The organism is Streptomyces sp. HNM0575 (assembly GCF_012726265.1).
Lineage (GTDB): Bacteria > Actinomycetota > Actinomycetes > Streptomycetales > Streptomycetaceae > Streptomyces.
Genome location: NZ_JAASAG010000001.1, coordinates 932,939 through 953,758 on the forward strand (window position 1 = coordinate 932,939; position 20,820 = coordinate 953,758).

Annotated in this window: 22 protein-coding genes; 11 read left to right on the forward strand and 11 right to left on the reverse strand. The window is 70.6% G+C overall.

What is annotated here, in order from left to right:
* Positions 1–28: 28 nt before the first annotated feature.
* A complete protein-coding gene (locus HCC61_RS03815; RefSeq protein ID WP_169133737.1) occupies positions 29–529 on the forward strand; it encodes an Imm50 family immunity protein in 501 nt (166 codons plus the stop codon).
* Positions 519–920 (forward strand): Imm50 family immunity protein, encoded by a 402-nt coding sequence (locus HCC61_RS03820; RefSeq protein WP_169133738.1) that lies wholly within the window; start codon positions 519–521, stop codon positions 918–920. Before HCC61_RS03815 ends, HCC61_RS03820 begins: the two co-directional genes overlap by 11 nt.
* Positions 921–980: 60 nt before the next feature.
* Here the strand turns inward: HCC61_RS03820 and HCC61_RS03825 are convergent, their stop codons facing one another.
* From HCC61_RS03825 to HCC61_RS03845, 5 genes are all read right to left on the reverse strand, one after another.
* Positions 981–1,748, reverse strand: a complete 768-nt coding sequence (locus HCC61_RS03825) for an amino acid ABC transporter ATP-binding protein (protein ID WP_169133877.1) — start codon at positions 1,746–1,748, stop codon at positions 981–983.
* Between the two features lie 77 nt (positions 1,749–1,825).
* Positions 1,826–2,611, reverse strand: a complete 786-nt coding sequence (locus HCC61_RS03830) for an amino acid ABC transporter permease (protein ID WP_169133739.1) — start codon at positions 2,609–2,611, stop codon at positions 1,826–1,828.
* A gap of 146 nt (positions 2,612–2,757) precedes the next feature.
* Positions 2,758–3,537 (reverse strand): basic amino acid ABC transporter substrate-binding protein, encoded by a 780-nt coding sequence (locus HCC61_RS03835; protein WP_169133740.1) that lies wholly within the window; start codon positions 3,535–3,537, stop codon positions 2,758–2,760.
* Between the two features lie 393 nt (positions 3,538–3,930).
* Positions 3,931–6,075 (reverse strand): TIR domain-containing protein, encoded by a 2,145-nt coding sequence (locus HCC61_RS03840; protein WP_169133741.1) that lies wholly within the window; start codon positions 6,073–6,075, stop codon positions 3,931–3,933.
* Between the two features lie 590 nt (positions 6,076–6,665).
* Positions 6,666–7,478 carry a polysaccharide lyase family 7 protein gene (locus HCC61_RS03845; RefSeq protein ID WP_206321959.1) on the reverse strand — a complete coding sequence of 271 codons (813 nt, stop codon included), beginning with the start codon at positions 7,476–7,478 and terminating at the stop codon, positions 6,666–6,668.
* A gap of 171 nt (positions 7,479–7,649) precedes the next feature.
* Between HCC61_RS03845 and HCC61_RS31415 the strand changes: the two genes are divergently transcribed.
* The gene (locus HCC61_RS31415) at positions 7,650–8,228 is read left to right on the forward strand and encodes an alpha/beta hydrolase (protein WP_169133742.1); all 579 of its coding nucleotides are present in this window, start codon (positions 7,650–7,652) and stop codon (positions 8,226–8,228) included.
* Positions 8,229–8,299: 71 nt separating this feature from the next.
* Complete coding sequence (locus HCC61_RS03855; RefSeq protein WP_240968370.1) at positions 8,300–8,929, forward strand: flavin reductase family protein; 630 nt, start codon at positions 8,300–8,302, stop codon at positions 8,927–8,929.
* Positions 8,930–9,037: 108 nt separating this feature from the next.
* Here the strand turns inward: HCC61_RS03855 and HCC61_RS03860 are convergent, their stop codons facing one another.
* Positions 9,038–10,111 (reverse strand): alkene reductase, encoded by a 1,074-nt coding sequence (locus HCC61_RS03860; RefSeq protein ID WP_169133743.1) that lies wholly within the window; start codon positions 10,109–10,111, stop codon positions 9,038–9,040.
* 129 nt (positions 10,112–10,240) lie between these two features.
* Between HCC61_RS03860 and HCC61_RS03865 the strand changes: the two genes are divergently transcribed.
* The gene (locus HCC61_RS03865) at positions 10,241–10,669 is read left to right on the forward strand and encodes a MerR family transcriptional regulator (RefSeq protein ID WP_169133744.1); all 429 of its coding nucleotides are present in this window, start codon (positions 10,241–10,243) and stop codon (positions 10,667–10,669) included.
* A 4-nt stretch (positions 10,670–10,673) separates the two neighbouring features.
* Complete coding sequence (locus HCC61_RS03870) at positions 10,674–11,039, forward strand: cupin domain-containing protein (RefSeq protein ID WP_169133745.1); 366 nt, start codon at positions 10,674–10,676, stop codon at positions 11,037–11,039.
* Positions 11,040–11,118: 79 nt separating this feature from the next.
* Here HCC61_RS03870 and HCC61_RS03875 read toward each other — a convergent pair whose 3' ends face one another.
* Together HCC61_RS03875 and HCC61_RS03880 are read right to left on the reverse strand one after the other, a co-directional pair.
* Positions 11,119–12,438: an MFS transporter gene (locus tag HCC61_RS03875; protein WP_169133746.1), complete on the reverse strand. Its 1,320-nt coding sequence runs from the start codon at positions 12,436–12,438 to the stop codon at positions 11,119–11,121.
* Positions 12,435–13,202 carry a TetR/AcrR family transcriptional regulator gene (locus HCC61_RS03880; protein WP_169133747.1) on the reverse strand — a complete coding sequence of 256 codons (768 nt, stop codon included), beginning with the start codon at positions 13,200–13,202 and terminating at the stop codon, positions 12,435–12,437. The genes HCC61_RS03875 and HCC61_RS03880 overlap by 4 nt, the downstream gene beginning before the upstream one ends.
* A gap of 464 nt (positions 13,203–13,666) precedes the next feature.
* Here HCC61_RS03880 and HCC61_RS03885 point away from each other — a divergent pair, with 464 nt between their 5' ends.
* From HCC61_RS03885 to HCC61_RS03905, 5 genes are all read left to right on the forward strand, one after another.
* Positions 13,667–14,575: an SMP-30/gluconolactonase/LRE family protein gene (locus HCC61_RS03885; protein ID WP_169133748.1), complete on the forward strand. Its 909-nt coding sequence runs from the start codon at positions 13,667–13,669 to the stop codon at positions 14,573–14,575.
* Positions 14,576–14,727: 152 nt separating this feature from the next.
* Positions 14,728–15,714, forward strand: coding sequence for an LLM class flavin-dependent oxidoreductase (locus tag HCC61_RS03890; RefSeq protein WP_346777004.1), 987 nt, complete (start codon positions 14,728–14,730; stop codon positions 15,712–15,714).
* A gap of 160 nt (positions 15,715–15,874) precedes the next feature.
* Positions 15,875–16,195 (forward strand): hypothetical protein, encoded by a 321-nt coding sequence (locus HCC61_RS03895; protein ID WP_169133750.1) that lies wholly within the window; start codon positions 15,875–15,877, stop codon positions 16,193–16,195.
* A gap of 149 nt (positions 16,196–16,344) precedes the next feature.
* Positions 16,345–16,863, forward strand: coding sequence for a hypothetical protein (locus HCC61_RS03900; RefSeq protein ID WP_169133751.1), 519 nt, complete (start codon positions 16,345–16,347; stop codon positions 16,861–16,863).
* Positions 16,864–17,181: 318 nt separating this feature from the next.
* Positions 17,182–17,691 carry a helix-turn-helix transcriptional regulator gene (locus HCC61_RS03905; protein WP_169133752.1) on the forward strand — a complete coding sequence of 170 codons (510 nt, stop codon included), beginning with the start codon at positions 17,182–17,184 and terminating at the stop codon, positions 17,689–17,691.
* Positions 17,692–17,772: 81 nt separating this feature from the next.
* Here the strand turns inward: HCC61_RS03905 and HCC61_RS03910 are convergent, their stop codons facing one another.
* From HCC61_RS03910 to HCC61_RS03920, 3 genes are read right to left on the reverse strand one after another with little or no spacing between them, the layout of a single operon-like run.
* Positions 17,773–18,768, reverse strand: a complete 996-nt coding sequence (locus HCC61_RS03910; protein ID WP_169133753.1) for an aldo/keto reductase — start codon at positions 18,766–18,768, stop codon at positions 17,773–17,775.
* Positions 18,746–20,278 (reverse strand): MAB_1171c family putative transporter, encoded by a 1,533-nt coding sequence (locus HCC61_RS03915; protein WP_169133754.1) that lies wholly within the window; start codon positions 20,276–20,278, stop codon positions 18,746–18,748. Before HCC61_RS03915 ends, HCC61_RS03910 begins: the two co-directional genes overlap by 23 nt.
* Positions 20,275–20,760 carry a hypothetical protein gene (locus tag HCC61_RS03920; RefSeq protein WP_169133755.1) on the reverse strand — a complete coding sequence of 162 codons (486 nt, stop codon included), beginning with the start codon at positions 20,758–20,760 and terminating at the stop codon, positions 20,275–20,277. The genes HCC61_RS03915 and HCC61_RS03920 overlap by 4 nt, the downstream gene beginning before the upstream one ends.
* Positions 20,761–20,820 lie beyond the last annotated feature (60 nt).

The window sequence follows — 20,820 nt, forward strand, 5'->3', positions numbered from 1 at the left end:
GTCAGCGGCGTCCTGGAGCATTACCACCATGCCCGCTGACATCGCCCTCGCACTCCAGCCGGCCAACCCTCAGCAACTGACCGATCTGTACGGCCACTTCCCCCGCTACGACCGCCTGCGGATCAGGTCGGTGAACGCGAGCCCGTACGGGCCGACGCTGACGCTACGAATCGATCTGCCGGAGTTCCCCGCCGAACCACCGGAGGAATGGGCCGCTGCCGAGTGCGACACCCTCCAGTGCCACTTTCAGTTCCAGGCCGTAGAGAACCTCGCACTGTCCCGCTGGGAACCTCCGGCAGAGGCTCGCTTCAACGCTTGGTCGGTCAGCCGCCTGGCAACCGAAGTCCGTGTTATGGGCACAGGAATTGCTCTCTCGTTCCAGACACACCCGCAGTTCCTCATCCGCCACATCAGCGCATGCCGTGCCGCTGCCGACGAGCCCGAACACCACCACCTGAGCCGGTTGGACACCAAGCTGCACGGCACCAGCGAGCCCGCGACGACCACGGAGACCTTCTATGCCCGCTGACTGGACCGAACTCCTCGCCGACGCCAGTGGGTTGACCGACGTGTACTCCACCGTCCCCGCGCTGGACCGCTGCAAGCTCCACTACCTGCACTTCGACGAGCGCGGCACCTCCGCCACACTCGGACTCACAACCGGCGACATGCCGGACCACCCCCTCCCGGAGTGGGAAGCGAAGCCCTTCAACAGCCTCACCTTCTACCTCGTGTGCGAGGAGATCGCGGAAGTCGCGCTGAACGGCTGGGAACTCCCGGCGCCCACTCTCGAACTCACCCCGGCCGCGGCCGGGGTGAGCGTGGTGGCGGAGGGCGGAGGCTCATCGCTGCGATTCACCGCCGAGTCCGTCCGCGTCGGGCGCATGCGGACGACGCTGGTCTCCGAGACCGCCGTCTGAGGGGTGTCGAAGGCGGCGGCTGAGCGTGCCGCAGCCCCGGGCCCGCGGCCCCCGGATCCGTCAGGACGGTGATGCGGCGTCGTCCTCGGTGACCGCCGCGGCGGCCGGGTCGAGTACGCGGGAGAGGAAGGTGCGGGTGCGCTGGTGCTGCGGGTCGCCGATCACGCGGCTCGGGGTGCCCTCCTCGACGATGACGCCGCCGTCCATGAAGACCACGCGGTCAGCGACTTCGCGGGCGAAGCTCATCTCGTGGGTGACGACCATCATCGTCATGCCCTCGTCGGCGAGACGGCGCATGACGGCGAGGACGTCGCCGACGAGTTCGGGGTCGAGCGCGGACGTCGGCTCGTCGAAGAGCATCAGCTCCGGCTCCATGGACAGGGCGCGGGCGATGGCCACGCGCTGCTGCTGGCCGCCGGAGAGCTGGACGGGGTAGGCCGACTCCTTCTCGGAGACCCCCACCCGCCGCAGATTGGCCCGGCCGATCCGCTCGGCCTCGTCCTTCGTGCGCCCGAGGACGCGCCGCTGGGCGATGGTGAGGTTGTGCAGCACGGTCAGGTGCGGGAAGAGGTTGAAGCTCTGGAAGACCATGCCGATGCGGCGCCGGACCCCGTCGATGTCCACGTCGGGGTCGGTGAGTTCGGTGCCGGAGAGGGCGACGGTGCCCGCCGTCGGCTCCTCCAGGAGGTTCACGCACCGAAGCAGCGTCGACTTGCCCGAGCCGGACGGGCCGATGACGCATACGACCTCGCCGGGGCGCACCGTGAAGTCGATGCCCTTGAGGACTTCGAGCTCGCCGAAGGACTTGTGCAGCCCCTCGACGCGTATCGCGGCCTCGTCCGTCTTCTGGCCGGCTGCTGTCGTCTTCTGGCCGGCCGCCGTCGTCTTGTGCTCGGTCACCGCGCTCACCTGGCCTTCGCGGTACGGGCCTCTAGCCGCCGGACCAGGTGGCCGAGCGGGAGGGTGATGATCAGGTAGCACAGCCCGGCGACGAGGATCGGCGTGAGGCTGCGGTTCTCGTTGAGCGCGTCACGGCCGAACTTGGCCAGCTCGTACTGGCCGAGGGAGAGACCGAGCAGATAGACCAGCGAGGAGTCCTTGGTCAGCAGGATCAACTCGTTGGTCAGCGGCGGCAGTACGATCCGGAACGCCTGCGGGATGACTATCGAGCGCATGGCGCGGCCCTGCGACATCCCCAGCGAACGGGCCGCCTCCACCTGCCCCTTGGGCACGGCCTGGATGCCGGCCCTGATCGTCTCCGCCATGTAGGCGGCGCCGACGAGGCCGAGGGCGAGCATCACCGTGACGTACTGGTTGATGACGACCTGGAAGGCGATCGGGACGCCGAAGCCGAGCGCGATGAAGACCAGCAGCGCCGGTACGCCGCGGAAGAACTCGATGTACGCGGTCGCCAGCCACCTGTAGGGCGGCACCGACGACAGCCGCATCAGCGCCAGGATCAGGCCCAGCGCCAGGCCGAAGCCGAACCCGAGCAGGGTGTAGACGACGGTGTTGACCAGGGCGGTGGTGATGATGTCGGGGAACTGGGCCTGCGCGACGTCGAGATCGAAGAAGGCGCGGCGTATCTCGCCCCAGTTCGCGCCGAAGGCGGCGGCGGCCACGACGAGAGCCAGCAACCCGTACTGGACGCCCCGGACGGCCCGCGTCCGCTGCCGGCGGGACATGGACATGTGGTGTGCAACTCCTCAACTGCGGCCTGCTCGGCGGCACTTCCCGGTCTTGGGGCCCGGTCCTCCGGTCCCGCTGTTCGGGGCCCGGTCTTCGGGGCCCGGTCTTCGGCACCCGGTCTTCGGCACCCGGTCTTCGGATCGGGGGCCTACTTCTTCTCGGGCGCGGTGCCGAACCACTTCTTGTAGATCTTGTCGTACGTACCGTCGGACTTGGCCTTCTTCAGCGCCTCGTTGATCTGCTTGCGCAGGGCGGAGTTCCCCTTGCGCACGCCGAAGCCGTACTGCTCGCCGGTGTCGAACTCGGCCGTGACGTCCGTGTCCGGGTTCTTCTTGACGTAGTCGTAGAGCACGCCGTTGTCGTTGATGCCCGCGGCGACCTGGCCGGACTTGACCGCGGTGAGCAGCAGGGCCACATCCTCGAACTGGACGAGCTCGACGCCCTTCGGTGCCTTCTTCTTGGCGTACTCCTCACCGGTGGTGGAGGCCTGGACGCCGAGCTTCTTGCCCTTGAGGTCCTTCAGCGAGGAGTGCTTGGCGCCCTTCTTGGCGATCAGGGCCTGAGTGGCGTCGAAGTACGGCGCGGAGAAGTCCAGGTTCTTCTTGCGCACGTCGTTGATGGTCATGCCGGCGGCGGCCGCGTCGCACTTGTTGGCGTTGAGGTCCTCGCCGGACTGGATGCCCTCCCAGGGCGTGTCCACGATCTTCTGGTCGACCTTGAGCTTGTCGGCCACGAGATCCATCATGTCGACGTCGAAGCCGACGATCTTGCCCGACTTCTTGAACTGGAAGGGCGCGTACGGCAGATGCGTGCACACCGTCAGCTTGCCCTTGGCGACAAGCTGGACCTCCGAGCCTCCCGCACCGGACGACTTGGTGCTGGTGCAGCCGGCAACCAGGCCGGACGCCAGGACAAAGGGGAGAGCCACTGCGACCGGACGGAGCGGGATACGCGCAGACACCTTTGAGCCTCCAGGAGCATTGTTCGGCAAAGCCGCACCCGAAAGGGCGAGTTCCGCTGCATCCTTGCATCACGCGCCGACGTTGTCGCTGGTGAAAGAGTTGCGACCGGATAACGAACCGCTGAATGCCCCGGCAGTCGTCCAGGACTGGACACCGCTCATCGGCGCTCCCGCATTCTGCCGTCCGGGAACGGAAGGCGTACGCGGGAATCCCGCTCACGGAAGCAGGTCCGGGATCGTGACAATCGAATTGCGGTCGTGTTTCAGCGTCGCGTGGCCGGGCCGGGGACGCCTTTGTGTTTGCGCATGTGTTTGCGCACGTGTTTGTCCGGGTGTTTGCCCAGATGTTTGCCCAATGGGTCATTGAGCCGATGAGGGATCCGCGAGCAGATCGATTCCGCACAGGGCGGCGAGTTCTTTGGCCGCGGAGGTGAGCGGGCCGCGGAGTTCCGCCAGTTCAGCGCGCATCTCTGCCGCTCGTTCCCACAGTCGTTCGTGTGCGATGGGGCTGATGCCGGGCGGGCGGCCGGCTTCGTGCTCCTGGAGTGCGGGATGCCAGGTCGCCAGGAAGGGGCGCAGGTGCTCGTTGGCGAGTCCGGCGGCGATTCCGGGCAGCGTGATGGGGCCGGCCGTTTCCCCCGCCACCCGGTGAAGCACGCTGCGCGTGGTCGCGAACACCGAGTGCAGTGACGTGAGGGCTTCTCGGAGCGAACCTTGATCGGCGGCCAGCGGCTGGACTCCGACCCTGGTGACCAGTTCGACCTGCAAGTCGAAGGCCGCGGCACGTTCGGCGGTGTCCCGTGGAGCGGAGGCTTCCACCGGAGCGGGCCGCGGGGCGGCCGGGGACAGCACCGTGGCGGATCGAACCGGGCCCGGGCCGCCCGGGCCCGGAGTCGGCGGTACGGGTGTGAGCGTGAGCGTGTGCAGCAGTAGGCGCCGGAGGTCTTCCTGCCTGGCCGTGTCGGTGTCATGACGGCGCACCGCCCGGGCGGTGAGGGGATGGACGGTCCAGGACCCGTACTGCATCGGGTCCGGCCGGAGCGTGCCGGAACCGAGCAGCGACTCGATCGCCTCCGAGACGAGGGCGGTCACTTCCCAGGGGTCGTAGGAGCTGAGCGCGGACAGCACGTTCTCCAGCGCGGACTGCGACATCGGCGCCGGACTGGACAGGGCGAACAAGCGGAGGAGGTCGTCGGTGGGGAGGTGGCCCGACAGGGGCTGCGACAGGAGCCCGGCCGATGACGGGCGTGGGGTCGTGGAGCCGTTGCCGGTGGGCGGCCGCCAGGTGGTGAGGACGTCGGCTCCGGGGGCGTGGAGCCTGTTGCGGAGGTGGGTGAAGTCGCTGTGCGCGGCCGACTCCGCAAGAAGCCCGAGCGCCTGGGGATGACCGTCCACGTCGCGGACGAGGGCCGTCGCCGCCGCGCGGTCCAGCTCGTTCCCGGGCTTGCGGTGGGCCGTGAGCAGCCGGATGCCCTCCGCGTCGCCGAGGGGCGGCAGATCGACGCACTCCGCGAACGACGCGTAGTGCTGTGACCGTGTGGTGATCAGCGTCGCGCTCAGCAGGTGCGGTCCGCGGAGAAGGTGCAGTTCTTCGTCCGGCAGACCGTTCGGGACGCCGTCCACCACCCACAGGCAGTGCGCGTTTCCCTCTCCCAGCGCGACGGCGAGGTGGCTGAGCAGCTCCGGCAGCGAGGCCGAGGAGACTTCCAGTCCGAGCGCGGAGGCGGCGGTGGCGACTTGTTCCGCGTACGACTTCATGACCTCCGGCGGGCTCGCACCCGCACAGTGCTGTAGGTCGAACCAGAACACTCCGCCCGGGTAGGCGGAGCTGAAGTGGAGCGCGTACTCCTGCGCGAGCAGGGTCTTGCCGATGCCGGGCATGCCCCGCAGCTGTGCCGATCGACCGGTGCCCGCCTGGGCGATCAGGGGAGCCCGATGGCGGTGGAGCGCGGTGTGGATGCGCCACTGCTCCGCGAGACGGCTGGTGAAGTGCACCGAACCGGTGCGGGCCGGTGCCGGCAGCCACCGGACGGTGGGCTCGTGGGCGAGGTCCCCCATGGGTGCGGTGACCGAGGCGGCGTAGGAGGCCACGCGTTCGGCGAGGCGTTCCGCGGACTGAGCGGAGGACCAGTGCCAGTGCCGGGCGTCGCGGAGCTCGACGGGGTGTACGTGGTCGGCCGACGGCTCAGGGTTGACGATCAGTATGCGTTGCCGCGGGTCGCCTTCGTACTGGCCGGTGAGGTAGGCGTAGGTCAGCTCCCACTGGCAGGCGCGCCGTTGCGGGTAGCCGGCCGAGTACAGGGCGAGCAGGATCTTGCTCCGGGCCAGGGCCTCGGTGATCGTGGCGGTGATGGACGTGAAGTCGTCGACAGCGGTGTCGTCGACGAACACGCGCAGTCCGGCGGCCTCCAGGGCGGGCACGAGCACCCGGATCTTCTGCGCATCGGAGCTGCTGTAACTGACGAAGACGTCCCACGCGGCCTCCGGACGGTCCCGAGCCGTCACGACCGGGCCCTTCCCGGGCCGCTAAGCGGCAGGCACTCCAAATACGGACTCCACTCCAAAACAGACGGGGGGGGGGGTAGGCAGACCCGTGGTGTGCGGAGGGCATGCAGTTCGCTGGACTGCGGGGCCGGTGCTTGTCACCAGGCCATCATGCGACATGCATGCGTCCGGCGGGCCACGGGAGGCCGGAGGCGCCGGTCCGGTGCGGCGGCCGGGGTCTGCCGGTCGGGAAGCGTCGCGTTGGCCGCGCCTGCGCCCCGGCCGAACCTGCGCAGATGCGCGGCCGGGCCGAAGTTGAGGAGGTCCACTCCGGCAAGCACCGCTCGCATCATCGTCTGTAGAGCCTTCGCGAGACCTTGTCCTCGTCCGCGTGCCAAGACGCCCCCTCGGATGACTCCGGCCACAAGGCGTCTACGCCCCGGGTCGGGCTCGTGCCTGCGTGAAGCGGTGACCCGCGGCAGACACCTTCCGGTGTCTGCCGCGGGTCACCGTCTGTTTCCACCCTGGAGCGCGTCGGAAACTCGCGCGCCGGAAACGCGCCGCGATTCCAACTCGTCCTGGGCGCAGGACCGTTGGGCCGCCGAGGGCGGTCAGCCGTGAGAGACGTCCAGGGCGTAGAAGCCGACGCGCGCGCCCTTCTCGGTGCTGTCGGAGGAGGACTGGTTGTAGGAGCCGGCCTTGAAGTACTGCTTGTACTTGTCGAAGGACGACGGGATCTTGTAGTGCGTGGTGCTGTCGTTGACCTTCAGGTCGATCGTGTCGCCGCCGGAGACGCCGATCGAGTAGCTCCAGGTCTTGCCGACCGGCACGTTGCCCACGTCGTGCAGGGTCTGGCCGCCGTCGGGCGAGTTCTCGGTGCCGAGCGCGATGTCGCCGTTGGAGCGGTAGTACAGCTCCACCAGCGGCTTGGTGGACGGGCCGCCGCTGCCGAGGTGGATCTGCCCCACGCACACGTTCGACGTCACCGACACCACGCGCAGCTTCGCATCGAGGCGATGCGAGCCGCCGAGCGACCAGTCGGCGGGGCTGCCGTCCTTGTTGGTCTCGCGCAGCTCGGAGCGGGCGTACTTGGAGTTGGGGGTGGTGACGCCCTTCTCCGGCGCCCAGAAGGTCATCGCACCGTCTTTGTCGTCGGTGTAGAAGTACGAGTCCTGGAAGCCGTCCGCGCCCTGGAGCTTCGAGGAGGGGATGGTGGTCGGCGAACCGGGGGAGCCCACCGGCTCCTGGAGCTCCCAGGTCGAAAGGTCGAAGTTTCCGCCCGGGGCGGCCTTCGTGGCGCCCTTCGGCGCGGCTTTCGTGCCGGCCGCGGGGCCCGCGTGGGCGCTGGCACTGCCCAGAACGGCGAGGGTGCCCGCCATGCCCGCGGCGGTGAGAGCGGCGATGAGTTTGGACCGGGACTTCATGGGGCCTCCGGCGCTCAGAGTCGTGTGTGTGGGGGAGGGGACCGGACCCGGACTCGCCAGGTCTGGTCCAAAGTGCGGCAACTCTAAGTACGGCCCGCGGGAATCGTCAATAAACTTTACAGATAGAGCTTGCTGCGACGGTGAGTTGCACTTGCGGGCTTGCAGGGCCCGGTGCAGAGGCCTGGTGCAGAGGGCAGCGACACCGGAGCCCTACAGGCGTTGCAGACCGCGGCGACCGCCGACCCCGGCCTTCCCGTCGAGGGCGTCATCCTCGCGGGGACCGCGCCGACGGCCGTATCGCCCGGCGCACAACTCCAGGACGACGAAGGCGGATCCGGGCCGCAGGACCACGAGGGCGGATCCGGGCCGCAGGACGACTGGCAGTCCGAACTCGCCGCCCGCAGCGCCTGCCCCACTCACCGCCGGCGCCTGAGCGACGACGCGGCCTTCGTACGGGGGCAGTTGAAGGAGGCCGTCCCCTCGCATCTGCTGTCCGCGGCACGCCCCGCGCTTCCGGCCCTCCTGCTGCACGGTGACAGCGACCCGGTGACACCGCTGGAGCAGATACGCGAACTGGCGGACCAACTGCCCAGGGCGACTCTGGCGGTTCTGCACGACGGACTGCACGACGTCCTCAACGAAGCCGCACACCGCACCATCGCCGCGGCGGTCGTCCAGTGGCTGGAACGGCTGCGCACCGACCGTTCGATGAGCCCGCTGCTGACCGTCGAGTCCGATCCCAGCCTGTGAGCCTCCACCGCTGCCGTACGCGGCGTGGACGCTCGCCCGGCACTCAACTGCGCACCGAGAAAGGACGCGGGATGACCCTCGTAACCGGCGCCGAGCATCGGGCCGAGACCCACGCCGAGACCGATGCCGAGCCCCACGCCGAGCCCCATGCCGAAAGCCAGGCCGAGCCCGACGCCGAGCCCCACGCCGAGGCCCACGCCGAGAACCCGGCCGCCCCTGACGGGATCCTGCGCCGCACGCTGCGGCAGCACGCGGCAGGCGTCACCGTGATCACGGTTCCGGGACCCGCGGGCTTCACGGCGACGTCGTTCACCTCCGTCTCCCTCGACCCGGCGCTGGTGTCGTTCTACCTCGGGACCACGGCCTCCACCGCCGAGGCCGTGCGCCGCGCCGACCGCTTCGCCGTCCACGTGCTGGGTGCCGAAAACACGGCGCTCGCCCGGCAGTTCGCCCGCAGCGGCATCGACAGGTTCGACGGTGTCCCCTGGACCGCAGCCGATGACGGGCTGCCCCTGCTGGACGGAGTGCCGGCCTGGCTCACCGCGCGGCTGACGCACCGCCAGCAGATCGGCGACCACCTGCTGGTCGTGGGGGAGGTGGACGCCGGGGGCGCGCCCGGCGGCGACTCGCCGGGGTCGGCACTCGTACACCACGACGGCGGCTTCGTCACCACCCGGCACCTGGACCTTCCCGGGCGGTGACACCCCTCCTGCTCGCGGGGGGCGCATGCCGTGCGGGGAACCGGTGGGCGGCGCCGCGCCCCGGGGCGGTCACCGGCCACCCCGGCCGGCGAACGCCCCGAGCCGGCGTCAGGCCGTGTGCTGGTACGCCGGGTAGGTCAGGTAACCCGCGTCGCCGCCCTGGTAGTACGTGGTCTCGTCGACGGGAGCGATCGGCAGTCCGGTGCGCAGCCGCTCGACCAGATCGGGGTTGGCCATGAAGGCGCGGCCGAAGCTGATGAGTTCGGCGCCGAGCCCGAGCCAGTGGTCGGCCTCGGCCCGCCCCGTCTGCTTCGGTCCCATCGGAACCACCGGATTCATCACGAGGGTGCCCGGCCATGCGCGGCGCAGACCCACCAGCACCTCCTCGTCGGCGGTGGCTTCGAGATGGACGTAGGCCAGCCCGAGGCGGGTCAGCTCACCCAGCAACTCCGCGTACAGCGCGGGGACATCGCTCTCCTCGACGCCCCAGAACGTACCGCCGGGGGAGAGGCGGATGCCGGTCCTGGCCGCGCCGACCGCCTCGGCGGTCGCGGCCGCCGCCTCGACGGCGAAGCGGATCCGGTTGGTGACCGAGCCGCCGTAGCGGTCCGTGCGCAGGTTGGCGTTCGAAGAGAGGAACTGCGAGATCAGGTAGCCGTTGGCGCCGTGCAGCTCCACTCCGTCGAACCCGGCGTCGACGGCGCGGCGTGCTGCCTCCGCGTAGGACCGGGCGTGCTCGGGCACTTCGGCGCTCTCCAGGGGACGCGGTGCCGGTGCGGCCCGCAGCCCGGCCGGGGTGAAGACCTCCCCGACGGCGGGGACGGCCGAGGGCCCGACGGGCTGCATGCCGGTGGTGGCGGGATGCGAGACCCGTCCGCCGTGCATGAGCTGCGCGAAGATCCGGCCGCCGTTGGCGTGCACGGCGGCGGTCACCGGGCGCCACGCGGCGACCTGCTCCTCGGTGTGCAGTCCCGGCGTCCCCGGGTTGGACTGCCCGATCAGGCTGGGCTGCACGCCCTCGGAGACGATGAGACCGGCCGAGGCCCGCTGGGCGTAGTACGTGGCCATCGAGGCGGTCGCCAGACCACCGGCGGCGGCCCGCACCCGCGTCATCGGCGCCATCACCGTCCGGTTGGGCAGTCTCAGGTCTCCGAGCCGGTAGCCGTCGAAAAGCGTCGTCACGTCAGGACTCCATCCGAAGCGAAGCGCCCGGCTTTCCGGGCACGGCAGTTACGCTAAAACCTCACATCGATGTCAGAGGCAAGGCCTGAGTCGCGGATCACAGTCGCCGGGCCACAGTCAGGAGTACGGATGCGTATCGGAGAGCTCGCGTCACGGACCGGGGCCAGCGTCCGGTCCCTGCGGTACTACGAGGAGCAGGGACTGCTCAGCAGCACCCGCAGCGCCAGTGGGCAGCGGCACTACACGGACGCCGAGGCCGAACGGGTCGCGCTCCTCCAGCGGTTGTACGCCGCGGGCCTCTCCAGCCGCACCATCGCCGGGCTGCTGCCCTGCGTCGAGTCGCCCAGCGAGGAGAACACCGAGGCCTCCCTGGAGCGGATGGTGCAGGAGCGCGACCGGCTGTCGCGGTTCATCACGGAGCTGATGCGCACCCGGGACACGCTCGACGAGGTCATGGCGACCGCCCGGGCGCACAGGGAGCGCCAGCGGGAGGCGGCGACGGTCGGAGGAGCGTTTTCGCCGGGCCTTGCGTGCGGTTCCGTCCGGTCGGCATCGTGACCGCATGAGCGGCAAAGTCAACTTCGACGAGATGCTCGACCGCTTCTCGGACCACTGGGCACCGAAAGTCGTCGGCCGGCTGAACGACTACGAGATGAAACTGGTCAAGCTCCAGGGCGAGTTCGTCTGGCACACGCACGACGACACGGACGAGGTGTTCATCGTCCTGGACGGCGAACTCACCATCCAGCTGCGGGACCGTGACGTCGTGCTCGGGGCGCACGAGATGTTCACCGTTCCACGCGGCGTCGAGCACTGCCCGAAGGCCGATCAGGAGGTCAGCGCCCTACTCATCGAGCCGCGCGGAGTGATCAACACCGGAGAGGCGGGCGGCTCCCTCACGGCCGCGTACGAATCGCTGATCGACTGATCCGGCGGCTCGTCCCCGGGCCGTGCCGATCGCGGAACCCGCTGCGTACTGGGCCGTTGGGGACGGGCGGCGTGGCCGTTCAGGACGGGGACGGGGCGGCGTCCTCCGGGGACGCGGGGTCCTTCCGCACCGGCTGCACCACGAGCGGCGCAGCCGGCGTGCGGCGCTCCAGGTTCCGCACCCCGGGGACGCACAGGACGGCCGCGGTGAGGAGCACGATCAGGGCCGAGCAGCCCCACAGCGCGGCGGACCGTCCGGTCAGGGCCTCGGCGGGCCCGGCGAGGGCCGTGGCCACGGGGATCATCGCGACGGACCCCAGCCAGTCGTAGGCCGATACGCGGGAGAACTTCTCCTCCGGCACCTCCTGGTGCAGCGCCGTCATCCAGGTCATGGCGAACACCTCGACGGCGAGCCCGCTGCCGAACATCACCACGGTCAGCGGGCCGGGCGTCACCGGCACGGCGAGCGCCGCGGAAGGCAGCGCGAGAGGGAAGACGCACAGCACGCCCGCGAACAGGATCCGGCGCGGCTGCCAGCGGGTCATCAGCAGGGCACCGCAGACCGTGCCGGCACCGAACGCCCCCAGTGCCATGCCCCAGGGCCCGGCACCGCCCAGGTGCTCCTCGGCTACCAGCGGCCCGTACACCGCCTCGGCCGCGGCGACGACGGCGTTGACCACGGCGAACTGCACGATCACCGACCACAGCCAGGGCCGCCCCGTCACCTCCCGCCAGCCGTCGCGGAGATCGGCCAACAGCCCGGCGCCGCGGGCCCGTTCGGGCATGCCGCTCAGGTCGAGAAGACCCCGCAGGGAGCCCGCGAGCGCGAACGCCGCGGCGTCCACGGCCAGTACCCAGCCGGCCCCGAACGCGGCGACGAGCGCACCGCCCAGGGCGGCACCGCCGATCTGCGCTCCGTTCATGCCCATACGGAAGACCGCGAAGGCCCGCGACGACTGCTCGCCGCCGACGGTGGCCAGCACCATGCCCTCGGAGGCCGGTCCGAAGAACGCCTGCCCCGCGCCGCCCATCGCCGAGAGAACGGCCATCTGCCACAGCCGCGCGTTCCCGGAGATGACGAGGACGGCGAAGACGCCCTGCGAAAGGCAGTTGAGCGCATTGGCCGCGACCATGACGCGGTGCCGGGGCAGCCGGTCGGCGATCGCGCCGCCGATGAGCAGGAACAGCACCAGCGGGACCGTACGGGAGGCGGCGATCAGTCCGACGTCGGTGCCGTCGCCCCCTGCCTCCAGCACCGCGAACGCCGACGCGATCAGGGCGCCCGAGCTTCCGAAGCCGGTGACCACGGCGGCGGTCGTCAGCAGCGTGTAGTTGCGTCCGGCCCACGAAGGCCTGCGCGGCCCGGCCCTGCTCGGGGCGCCTTCGTGACCCGGCGTCATGTGAACGTGCCCGAACGGGAGTTGGACCGGCCGCCCGGACGAGTCCGCCCGCCCGGACCGGACCGGCCGTTCTCCCCGGAACCGGGCTGCCGCGGTACGGGCACGGTCCCCGTCACCATCCTCAGCGCCAGACCGGCGTAGAACTCGCCCAGTTCGTCGGGGGAGTCGGGCCCGTCAAGCCGGTACCAGCGGACCAGGTCGATGCCGAGGGAGAGCATGCCGCGCACGACCCGGTTCACGTCGACCTGTGGGAAGGTGCCGTCCGCGACGCCGCGGGCGACGGCGTCCCGGAACACCTCGTTCGTCCGGTGGCGCAGCTCCCGGATCTCCTCGTAGTGCTCCGCGGTGAGCGCGTTCAGCTCGTACTGGCAGACCCGCGCCGCCACATGATGCCGCGCATGCCAGGCCGTGTAACGCTTCATCAGCACGCGCAGCCGCTCCTCGGCGCCGGCTGCCGCCTCGATCTCCGGTCCCCGCACATGGGCCAGCGCGCGCTCGTGGCCGATGCGCATGATCTCGTAGAGCACGAGTTCCTTGGACGGGAAGTGGACGTAGAGCGCGGCGGGGCTGAGGCCGACACCGGCGGAGATGTCGCGCGTGGTCGTGGCGTGGAAGCCGTTGGCGGCGAAGCAGCGCACGGCGGAGGCGAGCAGCCCGCGCGTGACGTCCCTGAACTCCCCGCTCCACAGGTCCGGCGACTGGTCCTGGAGGCGGGGATCGTCCTCCATCTCCTGCGGCGTGAAGCGGGCCTGCCGTTTCGCCATGCCGAGTCGCTCCTCCTGCCCCTCCGGTACTGAACCTCTGGCCTCGCATCCGGCTCGGCTGGGGCTCGCATGCGGCGACCGCCGGGCGACGGTCCGGCGACCGTCCGGTGACGCCCCGTCCCAAGAGTGCCCTCAAATGTGTACCACGGGTGTCCGACCGGGCGATCGGGTACCGGCCACGCACAGTTCCCGGCCCTGTCCGGCGACGAGTGCGAACCGGCCGCACCCTCTCCGCGGCGGCCGCCCCGGGCGGCAGCAGCCGCGTCCGTTCAATTCGCCTTCCGACCCCTTGACGGGAGCTCGAAAACGGAATGACTATGCGCTTAGTCACTGCGCCCCCGGCGGCTGCCGACACACAGCCTCGCGCCGTGGGGAGGTGGCCGCTCCGAGGAGCGGCCACGGGGCCAGGCCTTCCGAACTGCCGACGACGATGTACGGGAACGACGTACGGGAACGAGGTCACGATGGAGGAAGGACAGCCGCAGACCGGGAAGTTGACGGTCGTACTGGACGGATACTCCTACCTGGAGTGCCCGCGGTGGCACGACGGCCGGCTGTGGGTCTCGGATTTCTACACCGACCAGGTCGTGGCGACCGGGGGCCGGGACGGCACCGAGGTCGTGGCGGAGGTGCCCGGGCAGCCGTCCGGTCTCGGCTTCCTGCCCGACGGGCGCGCCCTCATCGTGTCGATGCGCGATCACCGCGTCCTCGTGCGTGAGAAGACGGGAGAGCTCGCCGAGCACGCCGACCTGAGCGGGGCCGTCTCCGGAATGCTCAACGACATGGTCGTGGACGAGCGCGGTCGCGCCTTCGTGGGCAACTTCGGCTTCGACCTCATGGGCGGCGCCGCGCTGCGCTACACCACCCTCACCCGCGTCGACCCGGACGGCACGGTGACGACCGTCGCCGAGGACCTCGGCTTCCCCAACGGCATGGTGATCCTCCCCGGCGGAGTGCTGGTCGTGGCCGAGACGTTCGCAGGGCGGCTGACCGCCTTCGACATCGGCCCGGACGGCGAGCTGAACAACAGGCGCGTATGGGCGCAGTTCGGCCCCACGCCCGACACCGAGGACGTGGGCGAGGCCGTGGAGCGCCTGGAGGTGGGCCCCGACGGGATCTGCGCGGACGCCGACGGCGCGATATGGGTGGCCGACGCACTCCACTCCCGCGTCATCCGGGTCGCCGAGGGCGGCGCGATCCTGGACGAGATACCCACCGGCACCGGCGTCTTCGCGTGCATGCTCGGCGGCGACGACGGCCGCACCCTCTTCCTGTGCGCCGCGCCCTCCTTCCCCGAGCACGAGCGCCGGCCCGTGCGCGAGGCCCAGTTGCTGGCCGTACGCGTCGAAGTCCCGCACGCCGGTCTGCCGTAGACGCCCTGGGGTCCCGTCCCCCCCCCGACCGGAAGCTCCGCCGCTCCGGCTTTGCCGAAGGTTCCGCGGCCCCCGGCCGAACCGTCCACGCGGCACGGCCGCCCGCCCGATCCATCCGATCCGAACAGCTCAGAAATGGAGGGGCCGTGGAGGTGTCCTGTGCTTTCCCGACCGCCCTCGACTCCCCGGACGACATCGCCCTGGCCGAGCGGCTGGGGTACGCGCGTGCGTGGGTGTACGACACGCCTCAGCAGAGCCCGGACGTCTGGATGACCCTGGCGCTCGCGGCCGAGCGGACCGAGCGGATCGGCCTCGGCCCGGGCGTGCTGATCCCCAGCCTGCGCCACCCGATGGTCAACGCCGCCGCGACCGCCACCCTCGCCGAACTGGCCCCCGGCCGCGTCGCCGTCGCGTTCGGCACCGGGTTCACCGGCCGCCGCGCCATGGGATACCGCGCGATCACCTGGTCCTACATGGACTCCTACATACGCGCCTTCCGCGCCCTGCTGCGGGGCGAGGTCGTCGAATGGGAGGGCGCGCAGATGCAGATGCTGCACCCCGACGGGCACGCCCCCGCCCGCCCCGTCGACGTTCCCGTCCTGGTCAGCGCCCTCGGGCCCAAGGGGCACGGCGTCACCAAGCAGCTCGGTGCCGACGGGCTCTACGTCACGCTCCAACTGCCGGAGTTCATGAAGGAGTACGACTGGGTGCCGTACCTCGTGTGGGGAACGGTGCTCGACGAGGGGGAGGCCTCCGGCTCCGAGCACGCACGGGAGTCCGGCGGACCGGGCTGGGCCCTGGCCTACCACGGGGCCTATGAGTTCGGCGGTCCCGCCGCCGTGCGGGAGCTCCCGGGCGGCAAGGAGTGGATGGACGTCGTGGAGCGCACCCCCGACAACCGGCGGCACCTCGCGGTCCACGAGGGTCACTGCGTCGAACTCAACGAGGCCGACCATGCGGCGTGGGAGGCGGGCGGCCACGGGATGCTCCACGACGTGACGGTCAGCGGCACCCGCGACCAGATCCGCCGCCGGCTGGACGAATTCGCCGAACAGGGCGTCACCGAGATCGTGTTCCAGCCCTGCGGGCCGGACACGCGTGCCGAACTGGAGCGGTTCCTGGAGGCGGCCGAGTCCTGATCCCCGTCCCGATCCCGTCCCGATCCCGTCGTTGATCCCGTGCTGATCCCGTCGCGTCGTCCTGATCCCGTCCTGCCCGGGAACGGCCGCGAACGTCCGCGACCGGCGTTCGGTCCGTAACTGCCTTGATTCCGGCGGTAGTTCACTACCATGGGCTTTCATGCCCCGGCGAATCATGTACGTACAGCTCAAGACCGGCCATGACACCGACCAGGGTCCGTCGTGGATCGGCTGGATCCGGTTCTCCAAGACGTGGAAGACCGCCTACTTCCGCGGCCGCACGCTGCGCCGCGGTCCGGGGATGTCCGACGCCAACTTCCAAGACGTGGACACGGGGGAGGAGTTCTGGGTCTCCGGCCCGAAACGGGACCGCACGGACGGCCGGTACGGCCGCACCGAGCCGGAGATCGACGCCGACGCCCGCGAGGCCTACGAGGCGTTCCTGCTCGGCTCCCCGCTGCCGGGCCGCGAGCGGGGCTGAGGCGGGCGCCGGGCCAACTCCGGGTTGGGCGCGGCTTGTTCGGCAGGCGGGCAATGGTCACAGAACGGGCGTCAAAACGGGCGAACCTCTCAAAAGTCATGGAGTTCGGTACTACGGTCATTTCCTCTTGAAGAACCCGGGAGGGCGAGATGACCAACCCGTACACCGCTCCCATACCGCCGACGCCGCCCCCGCCCGGAGGACGCCCGCTGCGCAAGCGGGTGTCCGTCTGGCTCGGAGGTGCGGCGCTCTTCGTCGCGGGCACCGTCGTCGGCACCGCGGGGAACGGCGAACAGCAGCCCGTGCAGGCCCGGGTCAAGCCCGCGACGACCGTCACGGCGAGCGTCACGGCCACGCCCGAGCCCGGGCCGACCGTCACCGAGACGGTCAAGGCCAAGAGGAAGCCCGCTCCCACGGTCACCGTCACCAAGACCGCCGCCGCCGAGTCCTCCGACACGGACAGCGGCAGCGGCGGCAGCGGTGGTAGCAGCGGCAGCGGCAGCGGCGGTCAGGCCGGCACGTGCACGATCGTCTCCAACTCCGGGAACTGCTACTCGGCGGGACAGTTCTGCCGGAAGAGCGACCACGGGGCCGTCACCAGTGATGCGAGCGGCACGAAGATCAAGTGCGTCTACAGCGCGAGGGCTTGGCGCTGGACCTACGCCTGACGGTCGGGGCCCGGGCCCGGACGACGTCCCCGCGGCATGCGCTCCGTGGAAGGGGTGTCAGCCGGTGCGCCCGCCCTTCCCCCGTGGAAGGCGGGTGCACCGGCTGAACATGGCCGCCGGTCCCGCAGGCGCCCCCTCTGGCTGCCTGCCTGCGTCACGACGGCCTGGCTCCCTGAGTATGTCCGCTCGGATGGCCGATGAGGTACTCTCTGTTCATCTCAGCGAACATGACGAAGGTAACCGTCCGCGCCCGATCATGTCAACTACGATGTACGGCAGCCTGAGTTGGAGATCATCTCAGCGAACGAAGGGGTCCCTGTGCCTTCACTGGCCGAGAAGATCGACAAGCTCTTCAAGAGCATCACGCCAGGTGGTAGGGAGTACACCTACGAGGAAGTCGCCCGGGGTTGCAGCGAGTTGTCCGGCGGCACCTTTTCCAAGACGTACATCTGGCAGCTTCGCACGGGGCAGCGGGACAACCCCACGAAGCGGCATCTGGAGGCGCTCGCCGCGTACTTCCACGTGCCGGTGGCCTACTTCTTCGACGAGGACACCGCCGAGCGCATCGACACCCAGATCGCCCTCGCCTCCGCGATGCGCAACGCCGAGGTCCGCGACATCGCCCTCCGCGCCATGAGCATGGACGACGCGGGGCGCGCGTCGCTGCTCCGCATCATCGCCGAGGTCACCGGGCTCCAGTCGTCCGGCACGGGGGCGGCGAACACGGCGAACGGCAGGCGGCAGGACGGGAAGCCGGGGGACGGGAAGTCAGGGGACGGGGCGACGGCGGACGGGGAGGCGGGGGAGGGGACGCAGGGGCGAGCCTGACCGCCCTTCGCGGTCCCGTCCGCTCCCGACCGTCGCCTCCGGTCCCGTCCGGTCCCGTCCGGTCCCGTCCGCTTCGTACGTTCAGTGGCCGAGGCGGGCCAGCGCCTGATCGGGATAGCGCCCTCCGGCCACGGCCCGCGCCGGCACCGCATCGCCAAGTCGCGCCGCCTGAGCGGGAGTCAGGGTCACGTCGGCTGCTGCGACGTTCTCCTCCAGATAGCGCGCACGCTTGGTTCCGGGGATCGGCAGGATGTCCGGGCCCTGGGCCAGCAGCCAGGCCAGAGCGGCCTGCGCGGGCGTGCAGCCGATTTCGGCGGCGACGCTCCTCACGGCCTCGACCAGGGCCAGATTGGCCTCCATGTTGCCGTCGGCGAACCGTGGCCAGCGCCTCCGGTTGTCCTCCTCGGACAGCGCCTCGCGGGAGGCCAGCGCGCCGCCGAGCATGCCGCGCCCGAGCGGCGAGTACGCCACGACGGCCACACCCAGCTCACGGCAGGTCGCGAGCATCTCCCCCTCGACCACGTCCCTCGTGAACAGCGAGTATTCGAGCTGGATCGCGGCGATGGGATGTACGGCGTGCGCCCGGCGGAGGGTCTGCGGGCTCACCTCGGACAGGCCGAGGTGGCGGACCTTGCCCGCCTCGACGAGGGCGGCCATGGCGCCGACGGTCTCCTCGACGGGTACGGCCGGGTCGCGGCGGTGCGCGTAGTACAGGTCGACGTGCTCGACGCCGAGCCGCGCCAGCGAGGCGTCGCAGGCGGCCGGGACGTACCCGGCTGAGGTGTCGACCTCGTCGACCCTGCCGGTGGCGGCGCTGCGCTTGAGGCCGAACTTCGTTGCGAGGAAGACCGATTCGCGGTCGCGGCCGTGCAGCCAGCGGCCGAGCAGCTCCTCGTTGGCGCCGACGCCGTAGACGTCGGCCGTGTCGAGGAGGGTGACGCCCAGTTCGGCGGCGCGGTCGAGCGTGCGCAGGCTCTCCTGCTCGTCGGCGGCGCCGTAGGCGATCGACATGCCCATGCAGCCGAGGCCGATCGCGGACACCTGCGTGGCCGCGTCACCGAGCGGACGGAACTTCATCTGCCACCTCTTCCTTGTCACGGGCCTGCCGGCGGTCCCGTCGGCGGTCCTCCCGGCGGCCCTGATCGCGCGTCGGGTCAGGCGCCCTTCCGCTTCCGCGCCGTACGCCTGCGTACGCCTTCGCCAGCTGGAGCAGCCAGCCCAGTTCGGTGGCGTAGTCGTCCCTGATGCCGGAGGCGGCGTCCGTGCCGTTGCCGTCGTCGCCGGCGTCCGCGTCCGCGCCCGCGCCCGCGCCGTGCTCTGCGTCCTCGCCTGCGTCTGCGTCTGCGTCTGCGTCTGTGCCTGCGCCCGCGCTCGCCCCCGCTCCCGCGCCCGTGTCCGTGTCCTGTGTGCCCGTGTCCTGGCCGGGCGCGGCAGGGGGAGCGGCCTCCGCGGCGGAGGCGGCCGACGACGTGTTCGCGTTCGCGGGCGCCGCCCCGACAGCGGCGGCCTTGGCGGCGAGGGCGGCCTTCAGCCGTGCCGCCTCCGCGGCCGCGCGCCACGCCTGCCCTGCCGGATTCGCATCGCCCGCCCGCTCCGCGCCGGGTGAGTCCCCCGCGGCCGCGGCGGCCGGTTCGGCCGTCATGTACGGGCGCATCGCGAGCAGCCCGTCCCGGATCTCGATGACCCGGCGGTAGAGCCGGTACCGCAGGTCGCCGTGCCTGATCCGCTCCACGAACGAGGGCGCCGGCGGGCTGAGCGCGATCTCGGGCACGGCCCGGTAGAGATCGCTCCAGAGCGGATAAAGCCGCTGGTACGCACGGTAGTTGGAGACCCACATGCGCGCCGCCGACAGCCGCGGACCCCACGAGGGCATGGTGAAGCCGGTCGCGACGAGGAGGACGCCGATGCCGTTCGACAGCGGCGTCACCGACTCCCACTCCAGCGGGTTCAGGTCGAACTGCACGGCGATGACGGCCCAGGCGCGGTTGACGCAGTACGCGATGTAGATGGCCGCGCCGACGGACATCGTCCTCAGGCCGCGCCGGAGCCAGGCGCGCCCCGCCGACTTCGAGTACTTCGCGCCCAGCCGTACGATCTCGGCCATTCCCGCCGCGAAGGCCGTCACGTAGAGCAGCAAGTAGGCGGCGACGACGGGCCGGTGGACGTTCTGGAGCAGATAGTGGGGCGACCGTTCCTGGGCTCCGCTGCCGGCCGCGTACCAGAGTACGAACATGGTCACGGCGACCAGCCCGAAGAGCACGATGCGCCTGCGGACCTTCGGCCAGGCCAGCTCGGCGGGATAGACCCAGAAGACGAGGGCCGAGAGAAAGGCCGCGCTCGAAGTGACCCCGCCCGAGATGTGAATGCCCAGGGCGCCGAGATTGGGCACGCCCGAATACTTGTCGACCGCCGCCGAGACAACGGCCGTTGACAGGGTGAAGGAGATCCCCTTGAAGAGGAAGGCGATGAGAAGGGCCAGCAGCGCCGGATCACGACGGCCGGGCCGCAGATCGCGGGACTTGTAGAGGAAGGCGAGGGCGCAGATTCCGGCGCTCGCGGGGAAGAAGACGTTTTTCAGGTCCATCATCGACTCTCCGCGCCGGGGGCCCGTGTCTCGTCGCCTTGGTCGCCCTCGTCGTCCTCGCCGTGGTCGGCGGGCGGCCGTACCGGCGGGACCGCGCGCCGCAGCGAACGCTCGATGCGTTCCATGGCTTCCGCGTCCTCGGCAGGCACGGCCGAGACCGGCTCCAGCACGGGGCGGTTGATGCGTTCGAGAATGAGGGACGCGGTCACTTCCGCTTCCCTTTCCTCGACGCTCGAGTAATTTCCGCGGCCGAGAATCTTCTGTACGAGTTCGGGGGCGAGGTCGGGAAAGAGCAGCCGGGCCGTGCCGTCGTCGACCGGGGTCCCCGCACCGCTGCGGTGGCCGCAGACCATATGGGCCAGTTCGTGGGCGATGATGTGGTCCTGGTGCGGCTTGCTGGTCTCGGCCTCGTACACGATGAAATCGACCGTCCGCGTCATGATCCACACGCCGCAGGGGTGCGAGCCGGGCACGTTGACGGGCATGAGGCGGATCGGCCGCCCGCGTCTCTGGCTGAGCTGGTCGCACAGGTCGGCGATGTCGCA